The 17,244-nt window shown below is 72.2% G+C and carries 15 protein-coding genes and 1 tRNA gene; 9 read left to right on the forward strand and 7 right to left on the reverse strand.

The window, feature by feature from the left end; genetic code table 11:
- Positions 1-659: 659 nt before the first annotated feature.
- The 5 genes from EMA17_RS09245 (at position 660) to EMA17_RS09265 (ending at position 5,554) form a co-directional block, all read left to right on the forward strand.
- Entirely contained in the window at positions 660-1,463 is an 804-nt protein-coding gene (locus tag EMA17_RS09245) for an HAD family hydrolase (RefSeq protein WP_126636428.1), read from the forward strand.
- On the forward strand, positions 1,460-3,844 hold the full coding sequence (locus EMA17_RS09250; RefSeq protein ID WP_126636429.1) for a glycoside hydrolase family 65 protein: 2,385 nt from the start codon (positions 1,460-1,462) through the stop codon (positions 3,842-3,844). Before EMA17_RS09245 ends, EMA17_RS09250 begins: the two co-directional genes overlap by 4 nt.
- An 88-nt stretch (positions 3,845-3,932) precedes the next feature.
- Entirely contained in the window at positions 3,933-4,433 is a 501-nt protein-coding gene (locus EMA17_RS09255; RefSeq protein WP_126636430.1) for a MerR family transcriptional regulator, read from the forward strand.
- The gene (locus EMA17_RS09260) at positions 4,430-4,777 is read left to right on the forward strand and encodes a thioredoxin family protein (RefSeq protein ID WP_126636431.1); all 348 of its coding nucleotides are present in this window, start codon (positions 4,430-4,432) and stop codon (positions 4,775-4,777) included. Before EMA17_RS09255 ends, EMA17_RS09260 begins: the two co-directional genes overlap by 4 nt.
- Before the next feature lie 9 nt (positions 4,778-4,786).
- A complete protein-coding gene (locus EMA17_RS09265; protein ID WP_126636432.1) occupies positions 4,787-5,554 on the forward strand; it encodes an SAM hydrolase/SAM-dependent halogenase family protein in 768 nt (255 codons plus the stop codon).
- A gap of 7 nt (positions 5,555-5,561) precedes the next feature.
- On the opposite strand, the gene EMA17_RS09270 is transcribed toward EMA17_RS09265, so the two are convergent.
- A complete protein-coding gene (locus tag EMA17_RS09270; protein ID WP_160161353.1) occupies positions 5,562-6,290 on the reverse strand; it encodes a carbohydrate-binding protein in 729 nt (242 codons plus the stop codon).
- A gap of 492 nt (positions 6,291-6,782) precedes the next feature.
- Entirely contained in the window at positions 6,783-8,402 is a 1,620-nt protein-coding gene (locus EMA17_RS09275; protein WP_126636434.1) for a sensor domain-containing diguanylate cyclase, read from the reverse strand.
- Positions 8,403-8,979: 577 nt separating this feature from the next.
- On the opposite strand from EMA17_RS09275, the gene EMA17_RS09280 reads away from it, so the two are divergent.
- Positions 8,980-9,459: a flavin reductase family protein gene (locus EMA17_RS09280; protein WP_170222145.1), complete on the forward strand. Its 480-nt coding sequence runs from the start codon at positions 8,980-8,982 to the stop codon at positions 9,457-9,459.
- 8 nt (positions 9,460-9,467) lie between these two features.
- Here EMA17_RS09280 and EMA17_RS09285 read toward each other — a convergent pair whose 3' ends face one another.
- A complete protein-coding gene (locus tag EMA17_RS09285) occupies positions 9,468-10,361 on the reverse strand; it encodes an acyl-CoA thioesterase (protein WP_246126549.1) in 894 nt (297 codons plus the stop codon).
- Between the two features lie 57 nt (positions 10,362-10,418).
- Positions 10,419-10,682 (reverse strand): GlsB/YeaQ/YmgE family stress response membrane protein, encoded by a 264-nt coding sequence (locus tag EMA17_RS09290; RefSeq protein WP_126636436.1) that lies wholly within the window; start codon positions 10,680-10,682, stop codon positions 10,419-10,421.
- Between the two features lie 172 nt (positions 10,683-10,854).
- Between EMA17_RS09290 and EMA17_RS09295 the strand changes: the two genes are divergently transcribed.
- Positions 10,855-10,928, forward strand: a tRNA-Thr gene (locus tag EMA17_RS09295).
- 94 nt (positions 10,929-11,022) lie between these two features.
- On the opposite strand, the gene EMA17_RS09300 is transcribed toward EMA17_RS09295, so the two are convergent.
- On the reverse strand, positions 11,023-12,042 hold the full coding sequence (locus EMA17_RS09300) for a LacI family DNA-binding transcriptional regulator (RefSeq protein WP_126636437.1): 1,020 nt from the start codon (positions 12,040-12,042) through the stop codon (positions 11,023-11,025).
- Between the two features lie 233 nt (positions 12,043-12,275).
- On the opposite strand from EMA17_RS09300, the gene EMA17_RS09305 reads away from it, so the two are divergent.
- Both EMA17_RS09305 and EMA17_RS09310 read left to right on the forward strand, forming a co-directional pair.
- Positions 12,276-13,385 (forward strand): ABC transporter ATP-binding protein, encoded by a 1,110-nt coding sequence (locus EMA17_RS09305; protein ID WP_126636671.1) that lies wholly within the window; start codon positions 12,276-12,278, stop codon positions 13,383-13,385.
- A 90-nt stretch (positions 13,386-13,475) separates the two neighbouring features.
- On the forward strand, positions 13,476-13,907 hold the full coding sequence (locus EMA17_RS09310; protein WP_126636438.1) for a PPOX class F420-dependent oxidoreductase: 432 nt from the start codon (positions 13,476-13,478) through the stop codon (positions 13,905-13,907).
- A gap of 117 nt (positions 13,908-14,024) precedes the next feature.
- Here EMA17_RS09310 and EMA17_RS09315 read toward each other — a convergent pair whose 3' ends face one another.
- Positions 14,025-15,305 (reverse strand): TQO small subunit DoxD, encoded by a 1,281-nt coding sequence (locus tag EMA17_RS09315; RefSeq protein WP_126636439.1) that lies wholly within the window; start codon positions 15,303-15,305, stop codon positions 14,025-14,027.
- A 949-nt stretch (positions 15,306-16,254) separates the two neighbouring features.
- Positions 16,255-17,235: a 23S rRNA (guanosine(2251)-2'-O)-methyltransferase RlmB gene (gene rlmB / locus EMA17_RS09320; protein ID WP_126636440.1), complete on the reverse strand. Its 981-nt coding sequence runs from the start codon at positions 17,233-17,235 to the stop codon at positions 16,255-16,257.
- Positions 17,236-17,244 lie beyond the last annotated feature (9 nt).

Here is a 17,244-nt window from a genome sequence, read left to right on the forward strand (position 1 = left end):
CCGCCCCGCACGACCGACGGGATCGGTGTCGCGGGTTCCCCGTGCGCAACGCGGAACGGCTGGGCGAAACCCGTGTCGACCCAACCTGGAACGGTGGGCGAAGTACGGGTCGCACGACGTGTACGGAGGGGTGAATCGGACGGAATGCACCCTGCGATTCGACACGTGTCAGCCGGCGGATAGCGAAAATAGGGTCATCGGTCGGACATTGCAATGGGCACGGGCGGGCGATTCGGCCCACCTTGCGCTTGGGGGCCGGACCGGCCGGGCCCGGCCGAAGTCCCGGCGAACCCGAGTGATCCGACGCCGCGTCAGCCGCGTCGGCCGACCGACGGGCCGACCGGACCCCGAGCGCACCCGCGCGCGCCGGGTCCGGCCGGCCCGTCGGCGTCGACGGTCCGGCCCGAAACGGTCACCGGCGCCGACGCCGACGTCCTCCTCCGCTCGGACCACGCCGAGGCCGGCACCGGCCGAATGCCTCCGGTCGATGCGGGCCGGGTGGTCCGGTAGCCGCCCCACGCGTGCCACTTCCGGAATTCAACATCATTTCGGTCAAAACGTGCTCAAGCACCACACGTGACACGCCATCTCGTCCCAGGTGTCATCCGAAAAGATCACCGCACGGATAACACCCCGGTATCGGGGGCAGTAAACCCGCCATGTTGGGGCTGCCGAACACCATCCACGCGCTTCTCTTCGACCTCGACGGGGTCCTCACCCAGACCGCCAAGGTGCACGGCGTCGCCTGGAAGGAGACCTTCGACCGCTTCCTGCGCGAACGCGACGGCGTCGGCTTCACCCCGTTCGATCCCAGACGCGACTACGACACGTTCGTGGACGGCAAGCCGCGCCTGGACGGCACCCGTTCCTTCCTGGAGTCGCGCGGCATCGAACTGCCCACGGGCGACGAGGGCGACCCGCCGGGAACCGCCACGGTGTACGGGATCAGCAACGCCAAGAACGATCTGGTGTTGCGGCTGATCCACGACGGGGGCGTGGAGGTCTATCCCGGCTCGGTGCGCTACGTGCACGCCGCCCGCGCCGCGAAGCTGCCGTGCGCCGTGGTGTCCTCCAGTGCCAACTGCGAGGACGTGCTGCGCGCCGCGGGCATCCACCACCTGTTCGACACGATCGTCGACGGCCTGGTGGCCAAGCGCGACCACCTCGAGGGCAAACCCGCGCCCGACACCTTCCTGGCCGGCGCGAAGGCGCTGGGCGTGGCCCCCGCGCACGCGGCCGTGTTCGAGGACGCGCTGGCCGGGGTCGCGGCGGGCCGGGCCGGCGATTTCGGCCACGTGGTGGGTGTGGATCGGGTCGGACAGGCCGAGGAACTGCGCGGGCACGGCGCGGACGTGGTGGTATCGGATCTCGACGAACTCCTCGACGACCCGAGCGGCGACACCGCCGGCGACCGAAGCGGTGACCCGGCGACCGGGCGACCCTCGGCGGAAGGCACGGCATGAGCACCGAACACCCCTACACCGTCGAGCCGTGGGGCATCACCGAACAGACCCTGGACCCGGACCACCTGCCCCAGTCCGAGTCGGTGTTCGCGCTCTCCAACGGCCACATCGGACTGCGCGCCAACCTCGACGAGGGCGAACCGCACGGCCTGCCCGGCACCTACCTCAACGGCGTCTTCGAACTGCGCCCGCTGCCCTACGCGGAGGCCGGATACGGCTACCCCGAGTCCGGCCAGAGCGTCATCAACGTCACCAACGGCAAGATCATCCGGCTCCTGGTCGACGACGAGCCGTTCGACCTGCGCTACGGGCAGATCCAGGACCACGAGCGCTCGATCGACTTCCGCGAGGGTGTGCTGCACCGCCGCGCGTTGTGGACCTCGCCCGCGGGCCGCACCGTCCGGGTCACCTCCAAACGACTGGTCTCGCTCACCCAGCGCTCGATCGCCGCGATCGAGTACGAGATCGAACCGATAGACGGCCCGGCCCGGATCGTGCTCCAGTCGGAACTGGTCACCAACGAGGAACTGCCGCTGCCGAACGCCGATCCGCGCGCCGCCGCCGTCCTGGAGGCGCCACTGCGCCCCGAGGAGCACACGCACAACGGCGGCAAGGCGATCCTGGTGCACCGCACCGAGCACAGCGGGTTGCGCGTCGCGGTCGGCATGGACCACGAGATCGACGGTCCCGAGGGCATGTACATGGAGACCGAGAGCGCCGCCGACCTGGCCCGGTTCAGCGTGACCACGGTGCTCGACCGGGGCGCCAAGCTGCGGATCGTCAAGTACATCGCCTACGGCTGGTCCTCCACCCGCTCGCTGCCCGCGCTGCGCGACCAGGTGGCCGCCGCGCTGACCGCCGCCCGCTACACCGGATGGGCCGGCCTGGTCGCCGAACAGTGCGGCTACCTCAAGGAGTTCTGGGACAACTCCGACATCGAGGTCGAGGGCGACGTCGAACTGCAGCAGGCGGTGCGCTTCGCCATGTTCCACGTGCTCCAGGCGGGCGCCCGGGCCGAGGAGCGGGCCATCCCGGCGAAGGGGCTGACCGGACCGGGCTACGACGGCCACTGCTTCTGGGACACCGAGGTGTTCGTCCTGCCCGTGCTCACGTACGGCCTCCCGCACGCGGTCGCCCAGGCACTGCGCTGGCGGCACTCGACACTGCCGCTGGCCCGCGAGCGCGCCGCCCAACTGGGCCTGCGGGGCGCGCTGTTCCCCTGGCGGACGATCCGCGGCGAGGAGTGCTCGGGCTACTGGCCCGCGGGCACCGCCGCGTTCCACATCGGCGCGGACATCGCGGTCGCCGTCGCGCGCTACGTCCGGGCCACCGGCGACCGGGACTTCGAGCGCGACTTCGGCTTGGAGATCCTGGTCGAGACCGCGCGGATGTGGCGCTCGCTGGGCCACCACGACGCGGAGGGCCGATTCCGGATCAACGGGGTCACCGGCCCGGACGAGTACAGCGCGCTCGCCGACAACAACGTCTACACCAACCTCATGGCCCAGTCGAACCTGCTCGCCGCGGCCGACTCGGTGGGACGCCACCCGCACGAGGCCCGCGCCCTGGAGGTGAACACCGAGGAGGCGGCGAGTTGGCGCGACGCGGCCGGCGCGATGTACATCCCCTACGACGAGGACCTGGGGGTGCACCCGCAGGCCGACGGCTTCACCAAGCACCGCGTCTGGGACTTCGAGAAGACCCCGCCGGACCACTACCCGCTGATGCTGCACTACCCGTACTTCGACATCTACCGCAAGCAGGTGGTCAAGCAGGCCGACCTGGTACTGGCCATGCAGGTGCGCGGGGACGCGTTCACCGACGAGCAAAAACGCCGCAACTTCGACTACTACGAGGCGCTGACGGTGCGCGACTCGTCCCTGTCGGCCTGCACCCAGGCGGTCATGGCGGCCGAGGTCGGCCATCTCGAACTGGCCTTGGACTACACCGCCGAAGCGGCCCTGATGGACCTGCACGACCTGGCCAAGAACACCAAGGACGGCCTGCACATGGCTTCCCTGGCGGGCACCTGCGTGGCGCTGGTCGCGGGCTTCGGCGGGCTGCGCGACCACGGCGAGTGCATGTCCTTCAAGCCGCGCCTTCCGGTCGGGCTGACCGCGCTGCGCTTCTCGTTGTCGGTGCGCGGCGCGCGGCTGCGGGTGGAGACCACTCACGAGCGCACCACGTACACGCTGCGCGAGGGCGCCGAGATCCCGTTCCTGCATCACGGCGAGGAGCACACGCTGATCCCCGGCAAGCCGATAACGCTCGACATCCCGGAGCTCACCCGCGACACCCCGCCGGGACAGCCCGCGGGTCGGGCCCCGGTGCGCCGCCAGGGCGTCCCGGACGCCCACCCCACCGGGCCCAGCCCGGGCTGATCGGGCCGGGGCCGGGACTCCGGCCGCGCCGGTCTCCACGCGCGCACCTCTGGCCTTGACGTCCGCGTCAAGGTCTACCGTTTCGAACATGCGCATCGGAGAACTGGCTGAGCGCGCGGGGACCAGCACGCGGGCCCTGCGCTACTACGAGCAACGCGGCCTGCTGTCGGCCCGTCGGACCAGCAGCGGCTATCGCGACTACGACGAGGACGACGCCCGACAGGTGCGCGAGATCCGCGCGCTCCTGGGCATCGGCTTCGACCTGGAGGAGACCCGGCCGTTCGTGGAGTGCCTGCGCGCCGGGCACGACGCGGGCGACGAGTGCCCGGCGTCGCTGGCGGTATACCGCCGCAAACTGGCCGAACTCGACGCGTGCATCGACCGCATGCAGGCCATCCGGGCGCACCTGGCCGGCCAACTCGAACAGACCGAGCGGGCGCACGCCGGCGGCTCCGCCGAGCGGGCGCCCGGGCCGGCCACGCCGGCGGTCACCGCCGCCGCGACGCTGCCCGAACCGCCGGAACCCCGCTGCGCGCTGACCTCCGGGCCGCCCGCCGCGCCCGCCGCATCCACCAAGGAGTCCCGATGAGTGCTCACGTCCCCGACGTCCAGGACGCCGACTTCGACACCGCCGTGCTGCGCGCCGACCGGCCGACCCTGGTCGAGTTCACCGCCGACTGGTGCCCGCCGTGCCGCCAGATGGCGCCGGTGCTCGAACAGATCGCGATCGAGCGGCCGAACCTGGGCGTGGTCAAGCTCGACGTCGACCGCAATCCGGCCACCGCGGCCCGCTACGGCGTGTTGTCCATGCCGACGTTCCTGCTCTTTCGCGACGGGGAGCCGGTGAAGCAGTTCGTCGGGGCCCGCCCCAAGCGCTGGATCCTGGCCGAACTCGCCGACGTGATCGACGCCGGGCCCGCCCGCGCCCGGTAGATTCCGAGGATGGCCGGCGCCCCCAGGATCACCTTCACCACCGACTACGGCCTCGCCGACGGTTTCGTGGCCGCGTGCCACGGGGTGATCGCCGGCATCGCGCCGGCCGTACCGGTGGTGGACGTGACCCACCAGGTGCCGCCCGGCGACATCCGGCGCGGCGCGCTGGTGCTGGCCCAGACGGTGCCGTGGTTCCCGGTGGGCAGCGTGCACCTCGCGGTGGTCGACCCCGGGGTGGGCACCGCCCGACGGGCGATCGTGCTGCGAGCGGGCGGGCACCTGCTGGTCGGACCGGACAACGGGCTGCTGATGTGGGCCGCGCGCGAACTCGGCGGGCCGACGGAGATCCGCGAGATCGCCGCCCCCGCGCTCACCCTGGCCCGGATCTCGCGCACCTTCCACGGCCGGGACGTGTTCGCGCCCGTCGCCGCCCACCTCGCGGCGGGCACCCCGTTCGCCGAGGTCGGGCCGGCCCTGACCGACCCGACCCGACCGGCCGAGCCCGTGCCGGGCGAGGTGTTGACCGTGGACCACTTCGGCAACGTGCAACTCGCGCATTCGACGGCCGAGTTCGCCGGCGCCGACACGTTGCGGATCGAGGTCGGCGGGCGCGTGCTCACGGTCCCCCTGCGCGGCACCTTCGGCGAGGTGGCCGCAGGGGAACTCGTCGCGTACGCGGACTCCGCCGGCTTCCTGGCGATCTCGCTCAACCGGGGCGACGCGGCGACCCTGCTCGGGGTCCGCGCCGGCGACCGGATCGACGTCCGTTCCGGGTGAGGTCCGCCTACTTCAGGCTGGGCTGCTGGTTCTCGAACCAGACCTGGTCCAGGGCCGCCTTGCAGCTCTCCCCGGGGGCACAGGTGAGCGCGACGTCGTTGGAACCCTCGTTGAGCTGCACCATGTTCCAGGTGCCGGTGACGGTGTTCGTGCCGTAGTTCTTGAGCCTGGCCTTGTTCGTCGTGTCCTTGCCGTTGACCAGGATCGACAGGTTCTGCTGCTCGGAGGTCGTGTTGAGGAACTTCACCGCCAGGTAGTAGGTGCCCTTCTTCGGCACCTCCACCTTCCAGGTGATCGTCGACCCGGGGGCGGACATGTCGATCAGGCCCTTGCCCGAGGACGACGCCACACCGGCCACCGCGACCGCCCCGCCTGAGGGCGAGGCGTCCTCCGCCTCCACCATCGCGAACTTGCCGCCGGGCGCGGTGGAGGGAGCCGAGGACGGCGACGAGGTCTGCGACGGGCCCGCGGTGGTCTGCGTGCCGGCGGTCGTGGCCGGCGTCTTCGCCTTGTCGCCCTTGTCGTTGTCGCGGGTCAGCAGCAGGCCGGCGACCACTCCGATCACCACCAGGACCGCCACCGCCGCGCCGATCATCACGCCGCGACCACCACCACCGCCGCCGCTGCCGCCGTGCGATTGCCGGGGCTGCTGCGGCGGCTGCGCGCCGCCCTGCTCGTGCTGGGCCGGGATCGCCGCCTGCGGCTGGGTGTGCGCGGGCGGCTGGGCGTAATTCATCTGCCCGACCTGCACATATTGCGGCATCATCCGATTGGCGGAAGAACCGTACGCACCGGTCGTCCCTGTCCCGTCGCCCGCTTCCTCACCCGGCGCCGGCCGATAGAGGTACCCGTACGGGTCTTCAGGTTCACCGTTGGTACCCGCCGTCATCGGGTAGTCCTCCCTACGTGCGCCAGGCCAAGCTTTGTCAATACCAGGCATCACACTAACGGGCGACGGGTGCGACAAGTGGTGTTGTCCGCGTGACGGGACTGTCACGAAAACGCCCTACTGAGGCGTACGGCAGCCGCCCGCCCCAAGAACACGGCGAAGCCACCGAACTCACGAAACCCACCCATCAGGTGACCGAATTCACCCATGATGACCAAAATCGCAAGGAAGTGAACGGCCCCGGCGGGTACGCCCGACGCCACGGACGGGGCGGGCGGGCACACCACATCGAGCCACCCGAAGCGCACCCGCGTCCCGCCCGGGCGACGAACGCCGTCCCTAACCGGCCCGCCGCTGCGCACGATCGCGCCGACGCTTGTTCGCGTACATGTGTTCATCGGCGATCCGCAGCAAGTCCTCGGGCTCGGCCGCCTCCTCGGCCCAGCCGATCCCGAAGCTGGCCCCCTCCAGCGGCACCGCCAACCCCTCGGCCGGAATCGGTACGGACAACGCCCGGCGCAACCGCACCGCCATCTCCTCCGCCTCTTCCCGCCCGATCCCATCGGCCAGCACCACGAACTCGTCGCCGCCGAGCCGGGCCACCGTGTCCCCCTCGCGCACCGCGGCCGTCAGCCGCTCGGCGACCGCCTTGAGCACCACGTCGCCGATGTGGTGGCCGAAGTTGTCGTTGATGTGCTTGAACCCGTCCAGGTCGCAGAACAGCAGCGCGACGCCGCGACGCTCGGCGGCCGGCGGCTCGTCGACGACCACCACCGCGCCCTCGGGCATGCTCAGGATCGCGCCGGTGGGCACGGCCCACTCGTCCGCGTACGGCTCGTGCATGTCGCCGCCCGGACCGGCGGCCGGGAGCCCGGCCTTGAGGCCGAACCGGGCGGCGAGCCGGGCCCGCAGCTCGCGCCCGTTCGGCAGCCCGGTGAGCGGATCGTGGCTGGCCTCGTGCACCAGCGCCTGCTCGCGCTGCTTGCGGTCCTCGATGTCCTCCACGTGGGTCAGCCCGAACCGCAGGTCGCCGAGCCCGTCGGCGACCTGGGAGGTGCGCAGCGAAACCCACCGGTACGTTCCGTCGCTGCGGGCCAGCCGCAGCTCGGTACAGCCCGCCACCGGCACCGTCCCGCCCAGGTGCCCGCCGAGCAGCGGCCGATCCTCCGGGTGCGCCAACGCGCCGAGCCCGAGCCGCTTGAGCACCGGCGCCGGGTAGCCCAGCATCCGGCACAGCGCGTCGTTGGCGCGCAGCAGCTGGCCCTGCTCGTGGCCGCGCACGCCGGTCATCACCATGCCGCTGGGCGCGTATTCGAAGGCCTGCCGAAAACTCTCCTCGCTGGCCCGCAGCGCGAGCTGCTCGCGCTCCAGGCGGGCCACCGCGCGCTGCATGTCGCTGCGCAGACGCGCGTTGTCCACCGCGATCGCCGCCTGCGCGGCGAACATGCCCAGCACCTCGCGCCGCCACGGGGCGGGCCGCAGACCGTCCACCGGCAGGTCCACCGACAACACGCCGACCAGGTCGCCCTCGGGCGTGTGCAGCGGCGCGAGCAGCGCGTCGCGCGGATGCCACGCCTCGGGGTGGTCGGCGATCGGCAGGTCGGGTATCCAGCTCGGGATGTCGCCCACGTCGGCCTGCCCCGAGCGGTGCCCGAGGAAGCGCAGCGGCCCCCAGGGCTCGGCGGCGGCCAGGATGCGGTCCCAGCCCTCGCGCGAGCCGATCTGGCCGGCCATCGCCTTGCGCAACTCGTCGTTGCCGGCCACCGCGGCGACCTCCAGATCGGCGTCGGCGCGGACGAGATTGACCGCTGCCACGCCGAACCCCAGGCCCGAGACCACGCCGTCGACGACGGCCTGCAGGGTGTCCTTGAGGTCACGCGTGGCGTTGAGGTCGGCGACGACGCGGTTCAAAAGGCGCAAAGTCGCCAACCGGACGTGGGTCTCCGTCTCGGCTGTCATGGGTCTCCCCCAGGGGTCGACGCCGGTGTCTTCTGAACAGATATCGTCCGTTTACCAGAGAAACTGAATCACAGCGGGCTTCGCGTTGGCGACGTTCCGTCATCGATCAGACTGTCACTGTGAGCCACCTCACGCTTCATACCGTATCGAGTCGGACCCCCGAGCCGCCCCGGAATCGCATCCTCCGCCGGCATCCATGGCGCATCGTACGAGGCCGGCGCCCATTTACGGGAAATAACCCCAGGGTTCGCGGGATATACCTGACGACCAATCAGAAACCAATCGGAAACCGATCGGGCGCTCGGGTGTGCGTCAGCACATTGATGCACAGCACATCCGGGGCGCACCCTCGAGGGACCTACCGCACGGGACCTCGCGAGGCGCCCGGCGAGCCGCCCGCGGCCCGGACCGCCGAGGCCGCCGGGACCGCCCGGGGGGAAACGCCCGGCCCGCCGGCGGGCACGCGCGGACCGCGCCGCGACGGCGCGCGGGTCGGGCCCGGTCCGACGCCGCATACCCTTGACCCGTGTCCCCGCCACTCCCGCCCCCCGTCGATCCGGCCGACTTCAAGGCCGCGATGTCCCGATTCGCCGCCGGCGTGGTGCTGATCACCGCGATCGAGGGCGACCCCGACGACGGCGGGCCCGTCGACGACGTGGGGATGACCGCGACCGCGTTCATGTCGGTGTCCCTGGAACCCCCACTGGTGCTGATCAGCCTGCGCCGCGAGGCGCGGATGCGCGACGTGCTGGACGAACAACCGCTGTGGGCGGTGTCCCTGCTCTCGCAGAGCCAGCGCCATGTCGCCGGCCGCTTCGCCATCCCCGGCCGGATCAGCGACCGGCTGATGTTCGCCGACATCCCGCACCGCCGCGGCCCGGTGTCCGGCGCGGCCCTGGTCGGCGGCGCGCTGGCGACCCTGGAGTGCCGCACCGACCAGGTCGTCGAGGCGGGCGATCACATCCTGTACGTCGGCGAGGTGCTGCGCGTGGACCTGCCCAGCCCCGAGGGCCTGCCCCTGGCGCACTTCCGGGGCCGCTACCGAAGCCTGGGCTGACCGCGCCGCTACGCGCCCGGTCGCGGCCCCGGGCGCATCAGCCCGTCGGCGCTCACCGAGGCGACCGGTCGGCCGGCGCGGGTGAACACCCGGATCCGCCCGTGCATGCGCCCGTCGCCCGCGTACTCGCTCGCGCAGCGCAGCAGCAGCCACTCGTGCGCCGAGAACGGCTCGTGGAAGGTGATGTTCTGGGACAGCGCCACCGACATCGACCGCCCGCCGCGCCGCTCCAGTTCGGCGCGCGAGTACGGCCGCAGCGCGACCGGGCCCAGGAAGCCCTCGGTGGACCAGGCCAGGATCGCCCGGGCGGCGGTCGCGGTGTCCGGGACCGCCGTACAGCGCGTCCACAGGTCCAGGCGCGGCGGCCCCACCGCGTCCGGGGACAGTGCCGCCGCGCCGCCGGCCGTACGCGTCTCCCACGGCAACATCGGCACCGACACCTCGGCGCACTCCTCCGGCCCGGGCACCCCGGCCGGCAACGCATCGGCGTGCCGCACCAGTTCGGGGCCGGCCACGCCCAGCGTCACGAACGCCCGGTAGTGCTCGGCGGCGCCCTGCCGGAAACCCACCTGGAGGATCGCCGCCGACCGCCCCTCGTGCAGCCGCTCGACCCGTACGTCCACCGGCGCGGTCGGATCCCCGGCCCGGGGGAAGACTCCCTGGAGGGTCTGCACCGCCATGTGCGGGACCACCCGCTCGGCGGCCACCACCGTCTGCGCGAGCACCTGCGCGCCGAGCGTGCGCGGGATCGGGGTCACCAGGTTGCGCGCCCGGAACCGGGTGATCGCCGCGTCCGGGTCGGCGGAATCCGCCGGATCCGCCGCCGTGGGGCGCTCCAGGTCCAGCACGTCCACCAGGTCGGCCGCCGCGATCGTCGGCCATGTCGCCACTCCACCGGTCATCCGCGCATGATCGCAGTCCGCGGCCGGATCTGATAGACCGTCAGCTGCGCTGAACGATCACCGCGTGGCGCCCTTCCCGGTGAACTTGACCACCAGCGAGACCAGGAACGCCGAGACCGCGATGCTGATGATCCAGCGGAGCCAGTCGATCCCCCTGGTCTCCTCCACGCCGAGCGCGGCCGCGATGCCGTAGCCGATCAGGGTGCCCACGATGCCGACCGCCATCGTGGCCAGGAAGCCGATCTTCTGTTTGCCCGGCAGAAACAACCGGCCCAGCGCGCCGATGATGATGCCGGCGATGATCAGACCTACGAACGTCATGGGATTCCTCCAGCCGCCGGCAGTCGTACAAAGTACGACGACCCGGACTTTTCCGGGCAGGTGTCTCCTGTTCCCCACGTTCCCCGCGCGTTAACGCGAACGCACCCACGTCACAAAGCTCTAAGGTGGTTGCGTCCGCCGGGTGGCCACGGTGCAAAATGGTCCGGTACACGCCCCGATAGCTCAGTTGGCCAGAGCACGCGCCTTGTAAGCGCGGGGTCGTCGGTTCGAACCCGACTCGGGGCTCCCAGGGGCCGTCATCCGCGCGATCGCCGGATGGCGGCCCGCTCTCGTGGGCCCGGTGGGTGCGACGGGGCCGTTCGGCGGTCGGCGGCGGGGCTCAGCGGCGGCGGTCCGGCGCCGGACCGGTCGAGCCGCGGACCACCAGTTCGGGACGGTAGATCAACTCGGTACGCGGTGCCCGCCCGCCGCCGATCTCGTCGAGCAACGCGCGCACCGCCGCCGCGCCCATCGCCTGTACCGCCTGGCGCACCGTGGTCAGCGGCGGATCGGTGAAGGCCACCAGCGGCGAGTCGTCGTAGCCCACCACGGAGACGTCCTGCGGCACCCGCAACCCCCGCTCGCGCGCGGCCCGTACCGCGCCGAGCGCCATCAGGTCGCTGCCGCACACGACCGCGGTCGCCCCCCGGTCCAGCAGCGCGCCCGCCGCCGCCTGGCCGCCCTCCACCGAGAACAACGACCGCTCGATCCAACCGTCGGCCTCCGTGACCCCGAACCGCTCGGCGAGCCCGCGCCGAAAACCCGCGATCTTGCGCGCGGTGGGCACATACCGCTCGGGTCCGACCGCGAGCCCGATCGCGGTGTGCCGCAGGGAGGCCAGGTGCCCTATCGCCAACTCCACCGCGACCGCCTCGTCGCTGGAGATGAACGGCGCGTCCACGCCCGGCGCGAAGCCGTTGACGAACACCATCGGCAGGCCGCGCTCGACCAGTCGCAGGTAGCGCGACATGTCCGCGCCCGAGTCCGAGTGCAGGCTGGAGACGAAGACGATGCCCGACACCCCCCGTTCCAGGAGCAGTTCGGTGTAGTCGTCCTCGGTGACCCCGCCCGGGGTCTGGGTGCACAACACCGGGGTGTACCCGTGATGGGCCAGCGCCCGCTCGATGACCTGCGCGAACGCCGGGAAGATCGGGTTGTCCAACTCCGGGAGCAGCAGCCCCACCAGGCCCGCGCTGCGCCGGCGCAGCCGGGCGGGCCGCTCGTATCCGAGCACGTCGAGAGCGGTCAGGACGGCCCGCCGAGTATCGTCCGCAACCCCGGGTTTGCTGTTCAGAACCCGGCTCACGGTCGCCTCGCTGACCCCTGCCTGCGTTGCGATGTCCGCCAGCCGAGCCTTCATACGCAGAGCCTAGTGACAGTTTCAGCAGGATTTCGCAGGGCTTTGCGGGTCCCGCAAAACATTTCGGGCGAAGCCGACTGCTGACAGATCACGTGCGCCCGGGTACGGTGAAGCGCAGTCCGTCCTTGAATGGACTAGACCACTGTCCGCCGTCACGGACAGGCACCGCACGGGTACTTCACCCTCCACTCGGATCGTCCGGCACGTTCCTGCCGGTGGAAGGACACATCACCATGGCCACGGTCAGCTACAAGCAGGCGACCTGTACCTACAAGGGCGCCGAGCGCCCGTCCGTCAACGCGCTCGACCTGGAGATCGCGGACGGCGAGTTCCTGGTCCTGGTCGGCCCCTCCGGTTGCGGCAAGTCCACCTCCCTGCGCATGCTCGCGGGTCTCGAGGAGGTCACCGGGGGCTCGATCCACATCGGCGACCGCGAGGTCACCAACCTGGAGCCCAAGGACCGCGACATCGCGATGGTGTTCCAGAACTACGCGCTCTACCCGCACATGACGGTCGCCGAGAACATGGGCTTCGCGCTGAAGATCGCGGGCGTCGACAAGAAGCAGATCCGGGCCAAGGTCGAAGAGGCCGCGAAGATCCTGGACCTCACCGAATACCTGGACCGCAAGCCGAAGGCCCTGTCCGGCGGTCAGCGCCAGCGTGTCGCGATGGGCCGCGCGATCGTCCGCGAGCCCCAGGTCTTCCTGATGGACGAGCCGCTGTCCAACCTCGACGCCAAGCTCCGCGTCCAGACCCGCACCCAGATCGCCGGCCTCCAGCGCCGCCTGGGCATCACCACCGTCTACGTCACGCACGACCAGGTCGAGGCGATGACCATGGGCGACCGCGTCGCGGTGCTCAAGGACGGCCTGCTCCAGCAGGTGGACACCCCGCGCAACATGTACGACCGCCCGGCCAACGTGTTCGTGGCCGGCTTCATCGGCTCGCCCGCGATGAACCTGATCGAGGTCGACCTGACCGAGGACGGCATCCGCTTCGGCGACGCGGTCGTCCCGGTCTCGCGCGAGGCCCGCGAGGCGGCGGTGGCCGAGGGCACGGGCAAGGTGACCCTGGGCGTGCGCCCCGAGCACCTGAAGATCGACTCGGCCGAGGGGCTGAGCAAGGAGGGCAAGGGCCTCGCGGTCTCCGTCGACGTGGTCGAGGAACTCGGCTCCGACGCCTTCGTCTACGGCTCGGTCACCCTCGACGGCGAGGACAAGCCCCTGGTGGTCCGCGTCCCGGGCCGCAGCGTTCCGGAAAAGGGCTCGGTCCTGCACGTGGTCCCGACGGTGGGCGAGACCCACCTGTTCTCCACGAAGAGCGGCGAGCGACTGCACGACTGACCGACCCGGCACGATCGCCGGCGGCGCCCGACGGGGCCGCCGGCGAGTGTCGTCCCGGGCCGGCGGGCCGTCAGGGGTGAGACTCGGTCCATGGAGCGTATGACCGAGACCGAATGGCGGGGCTTTCTGTTGGCGGGGCCGCCGCGCACCGGAAAACTTGCCACCGTACGTCCCGACGGTCGGCCGCACGTGGCGCCGGTCTGGTTCGACCTGGACGATCGCGGCGACACGGTGGAGTTGGTGTTCACCACGTTCGCGTCCTCGGTCAAGGGGCGCAACCTCGCCAACGATCCGCGCGTGAGCCTGTGTGTGGACGACGAACGGCCGCCGTACGCCTACGTGGTGATCGAGGGCGAGGCCCGACTCTCGGTCGACCCGGTCGACCTGCGCGTCTGGCCGAGCCGGATCGCCGCCCGCTACATGGGCGCCGACAAGGTGGTCGAGCGCGAGCCCGTGGAGGGCGAGCAGGTGGTGCACGTACACATCCACCACGTGGTGGCGGACCGGAACATCACGGGCTGAGCCGTCCGTTCGCGCATCCCCCCGGGGGCGCGCGCATCTCGTCTCGCACGCCACAGGACCCGCACGTGTCGTGCGGGTCCTGTGGGTGGGGGTGGGCTCCCGATGCCCGGGGGGCGGTCAGCCCAGCAGGCCGCCCAGGGGCTTGGCACCGCTCCCGCCGGATTTGGGGGCGCCGCCGGAGCCGCCGGTGTTCGAACCGACCGAGCCGGTGGAGCCGGACGCGCTCGGGGCCGAGGCCGAGGTCGGCTTCCGGTCCGTGGCGTCGGCCGGGGTGGACTTGGCCGCGCCGATGTGGGCGCTCGGCTGCGGCGTGGTCGCCGCGCGCGGGGTGGCCTGCACGGCGGTGCCCTCCTTGACCGGGCCGGCCGGCGCCGAGGGTTCGACCATCGGCGGACGGGGTTGACCGGCCACCGCTCCGGACGGTTGTCCGGCGGCGGGGACGACCGGGGCCGCGGATCCGGCGGGGCGATCCGGCTCGCCGCTCCGGCCGGTGTCCGACTCGTCGGGGTGCCGGTGGCCGCCGCCGAGCAGGGAGCCCGCGAGCAGCGTCGCGCCGACGCCGGCGAACGCCAGCATCGAGCCGTAGCCGAGCTTGCGCCGCCGGGCCCGGACGGGGGTGACGATCGGACCGCGCCAGGTCCGCAACGACAACCACGCGTCCGCCGAGTACATCGGCGCGCCCGCGAGCGCCAGCGGGCTGAACGCGGCCAGGAAGACCAGGTAGGGCGCGTGGTACGGCGAGGACCCGGTGCCCACCGCGATCAGCACGCCGAGCGAGAGCAACATCCCGAGCAGCCCGGCCAGCCGGGTCCACAGCCCGAGCACCACCGCGAAGCCGACCACCACCTGGCCGAAGGCGAACAGCAGGCCCGCCCCGATCGCGTGGTCGGCGGCCAGATCCATCACCGACGGCGACAGACTGCCGTCCCGCAGCACGCCGATGCGATGCCCGAACGAAGCGCTCGACCCCGGATCCAGGAAGCCCGGCGCATAGAGCTTGCGCAGCCCCTCGACCAGGAACGCCCCGCCCAGGAACAGCCGCAACGGCAACAACACGGTGCCGGCCTGCACACTCCCCCGGCGCGCGTGCGTGGGCGCCGCGGCGGTCCCGTCCCGCTCACGCACACCCGCCCCCGAGCCACGCCGGGCAGGCTGCACCCGCCGCCGGGGCCCGTCGTCACGAATCACCGGGAGTCGTGTGGTGGCGTCGTCGTCCGCCCGGCCACGCGGCCCGGGCACAGGATTGGGGGCGGTGCCGATCCGGGGGCCGGCGATCACCACCCGCAGGGTCTTCGTGGGGGTGGCGACCGCCGCCGGATCGCCGGGGTCGCGCACCGCCGCGGGCGAGGGCAACAGCCCGACAGCACCGCCGAAGCTGCCTTCCGATCTGGTGTCCACGCACCACTAACCGCCCAAGGTCCCCCAAGGATGCGGCCCACCACGTATTACCCCATGCAACCCCCAAACCCCCAAACCTCCCACTACACTCCGCCCCGCAAAACGACTCGACAGAGCAGTCAGGGCACGTACGACCCCCCAAGCCGAAGACTTCCACCGAGACGAACACACCACCCGGCGGGAAACCCGGCGCGTGGGGGCGGGGTGGGGGCAGGGATGGGTCGAGTCCGGTGGGCGCGTTCCCGGGTGGGTCGGGTGTTTCCGGCGGACGTTGCGCTTTCGGCTGCGGGGGTGGCGGGTGCGGGGCCGGTCCGGGTCGTGGGGTGGGCCGCCGCCGGCGTGCGGGGCTCGGGGGCGGTGGGCTTGCGGCGAGACGGGGGTGTTGGTCGGCGAAAACCGGCCTGCAGCGGCGGACGGGGTGGGTGGTCGGGTCGAGTCTGCCGGGCGTGCCTTCCCGGGTGGGCCGGCTTGGGGGCGGCGAGAGTTGCGCTTTCGGCTGCGGGCCGGCCGGTGCGGGGCCGGTCCGGCACGCGTGGTGGGCCGCCGCCGGCGTGCGGGGCTCCGAGACGGGAGCTTCCGGCGAGACGAGGGTGTTGCTTGGCGAAAACCGGCCTGCAGCGGCGGACCGGGAGGGCGGTCCGGTCGAGTCTGCCGGGCGTGCCTTCCCGAGTGGGCCGGCTTGGGGGCGGCGAGAGTTGCGCTTTCGGCTGCGGGCCGGCCGGTGCGGGGCCGGTTTTCGCCGACCGACACCCCCGTCTCGCCGCAAGCCCGACGTCTCGGAGCCCCCGCACGCCGGCGGCGGCCCACCACGCGTGCCGGACAGGCCCCGCACCGGCCGGCCCGCAGCCGAAAGCGCAACGCCCGCCGGAAGCAGCAGCCCACCCGGCCCGGCTGGCCCCGGCGCTTCCGAGCCGCCGGGCCGAACCGCCTTGCCCGTCTGCTCTCCCGCCTACTCCGCTCCCCGCCGGCGGGCCACCTCGTACAGCACGATGCTTGCGGCCACTCCCGCGTTCAGGGACTCGTTGCCGCCGGCCATCGGGATTCGGACCGTGATGTCGCAGGTTTCCTGGACCAGGCGGCCCAGGCCCTTGCCCTCGGAGCCGACGACCACCACCAGCGGCTCGGTTGCCGCGACCAGTTCGTCCAGGGTGATGTCGCCGTCGGCGGCCAGGCCGACCACGGTCAGGCCCGCCTTCTTGTAGGCCTCGAGGGCTCGGGTGAGGTTGGCCGCCCGGGCCACCGGCATGCGGGAGGCCGCGCCTGCCGAGGACTTCCAGGCGCCGGCGGTCATTCCGGCCGCGCGGCGCTCGGGGACGACCACGCCGTGTCCGCCGAAGGCCGCCGCGGAGCGGATCACCGCGCCGAGGTTGCGCGGGTCGGTGACGCTGTCGAGCGCGACGACGAGGGGCGTTTCGGCGCGGTCGTGCGCCTCCACCACGAGGTCGTCCGGGTGGGCGTACTCGTACGGCGGCATCTGGAGCACCAGGCCCTGGTGGATCGCGCCGTCGGTCATCCGGTCCAGTTCGGGGCGCGGGATCTCCATCAGCGGGATGCCCCGCGTGTTGGCGATCTTCATCGCCTCGCGCACCCGGTCGTCGCTGTCGATGTACTGCGCGATGAACAACGACGTGGCCGGCGCGGCCGCGCGCAGCACCTCGAGCACCGAGTTGCGGCCCGCGACCAGCTCGGACGCGCTCTTCCCACCGCGTCCGGGACGCCCGCCCGCGGGACGCCGGGCCGCGGGCGCGGCGGCCTTGCGCTTGGCCGCGGCGTTGGCGGCGCGCTGCTTCGCGTGCCCCTTGCGCATCTCCGCGGGCGGCGTCGGCCCCTTGCCCTTCAGCGCCCGGCGGCTGTGCCCACCAGTACCGACCGAGGGCCCCTTCTTGCTTCCCTCGTTGCGCTTGTTACGGCGCTCCGTGTTGCCGGCCATGACGGGTAC

Origin of the sequence: Embleya hyalina, from assembly GCF_003967355.1 — a bacterium.
GTDB classification, from domain to species: Bacteria; Actinomycetota; Actinomycetes; order Streptomycetales; family Streptomycetaceae; genus Embleya; species Embleya hyalina.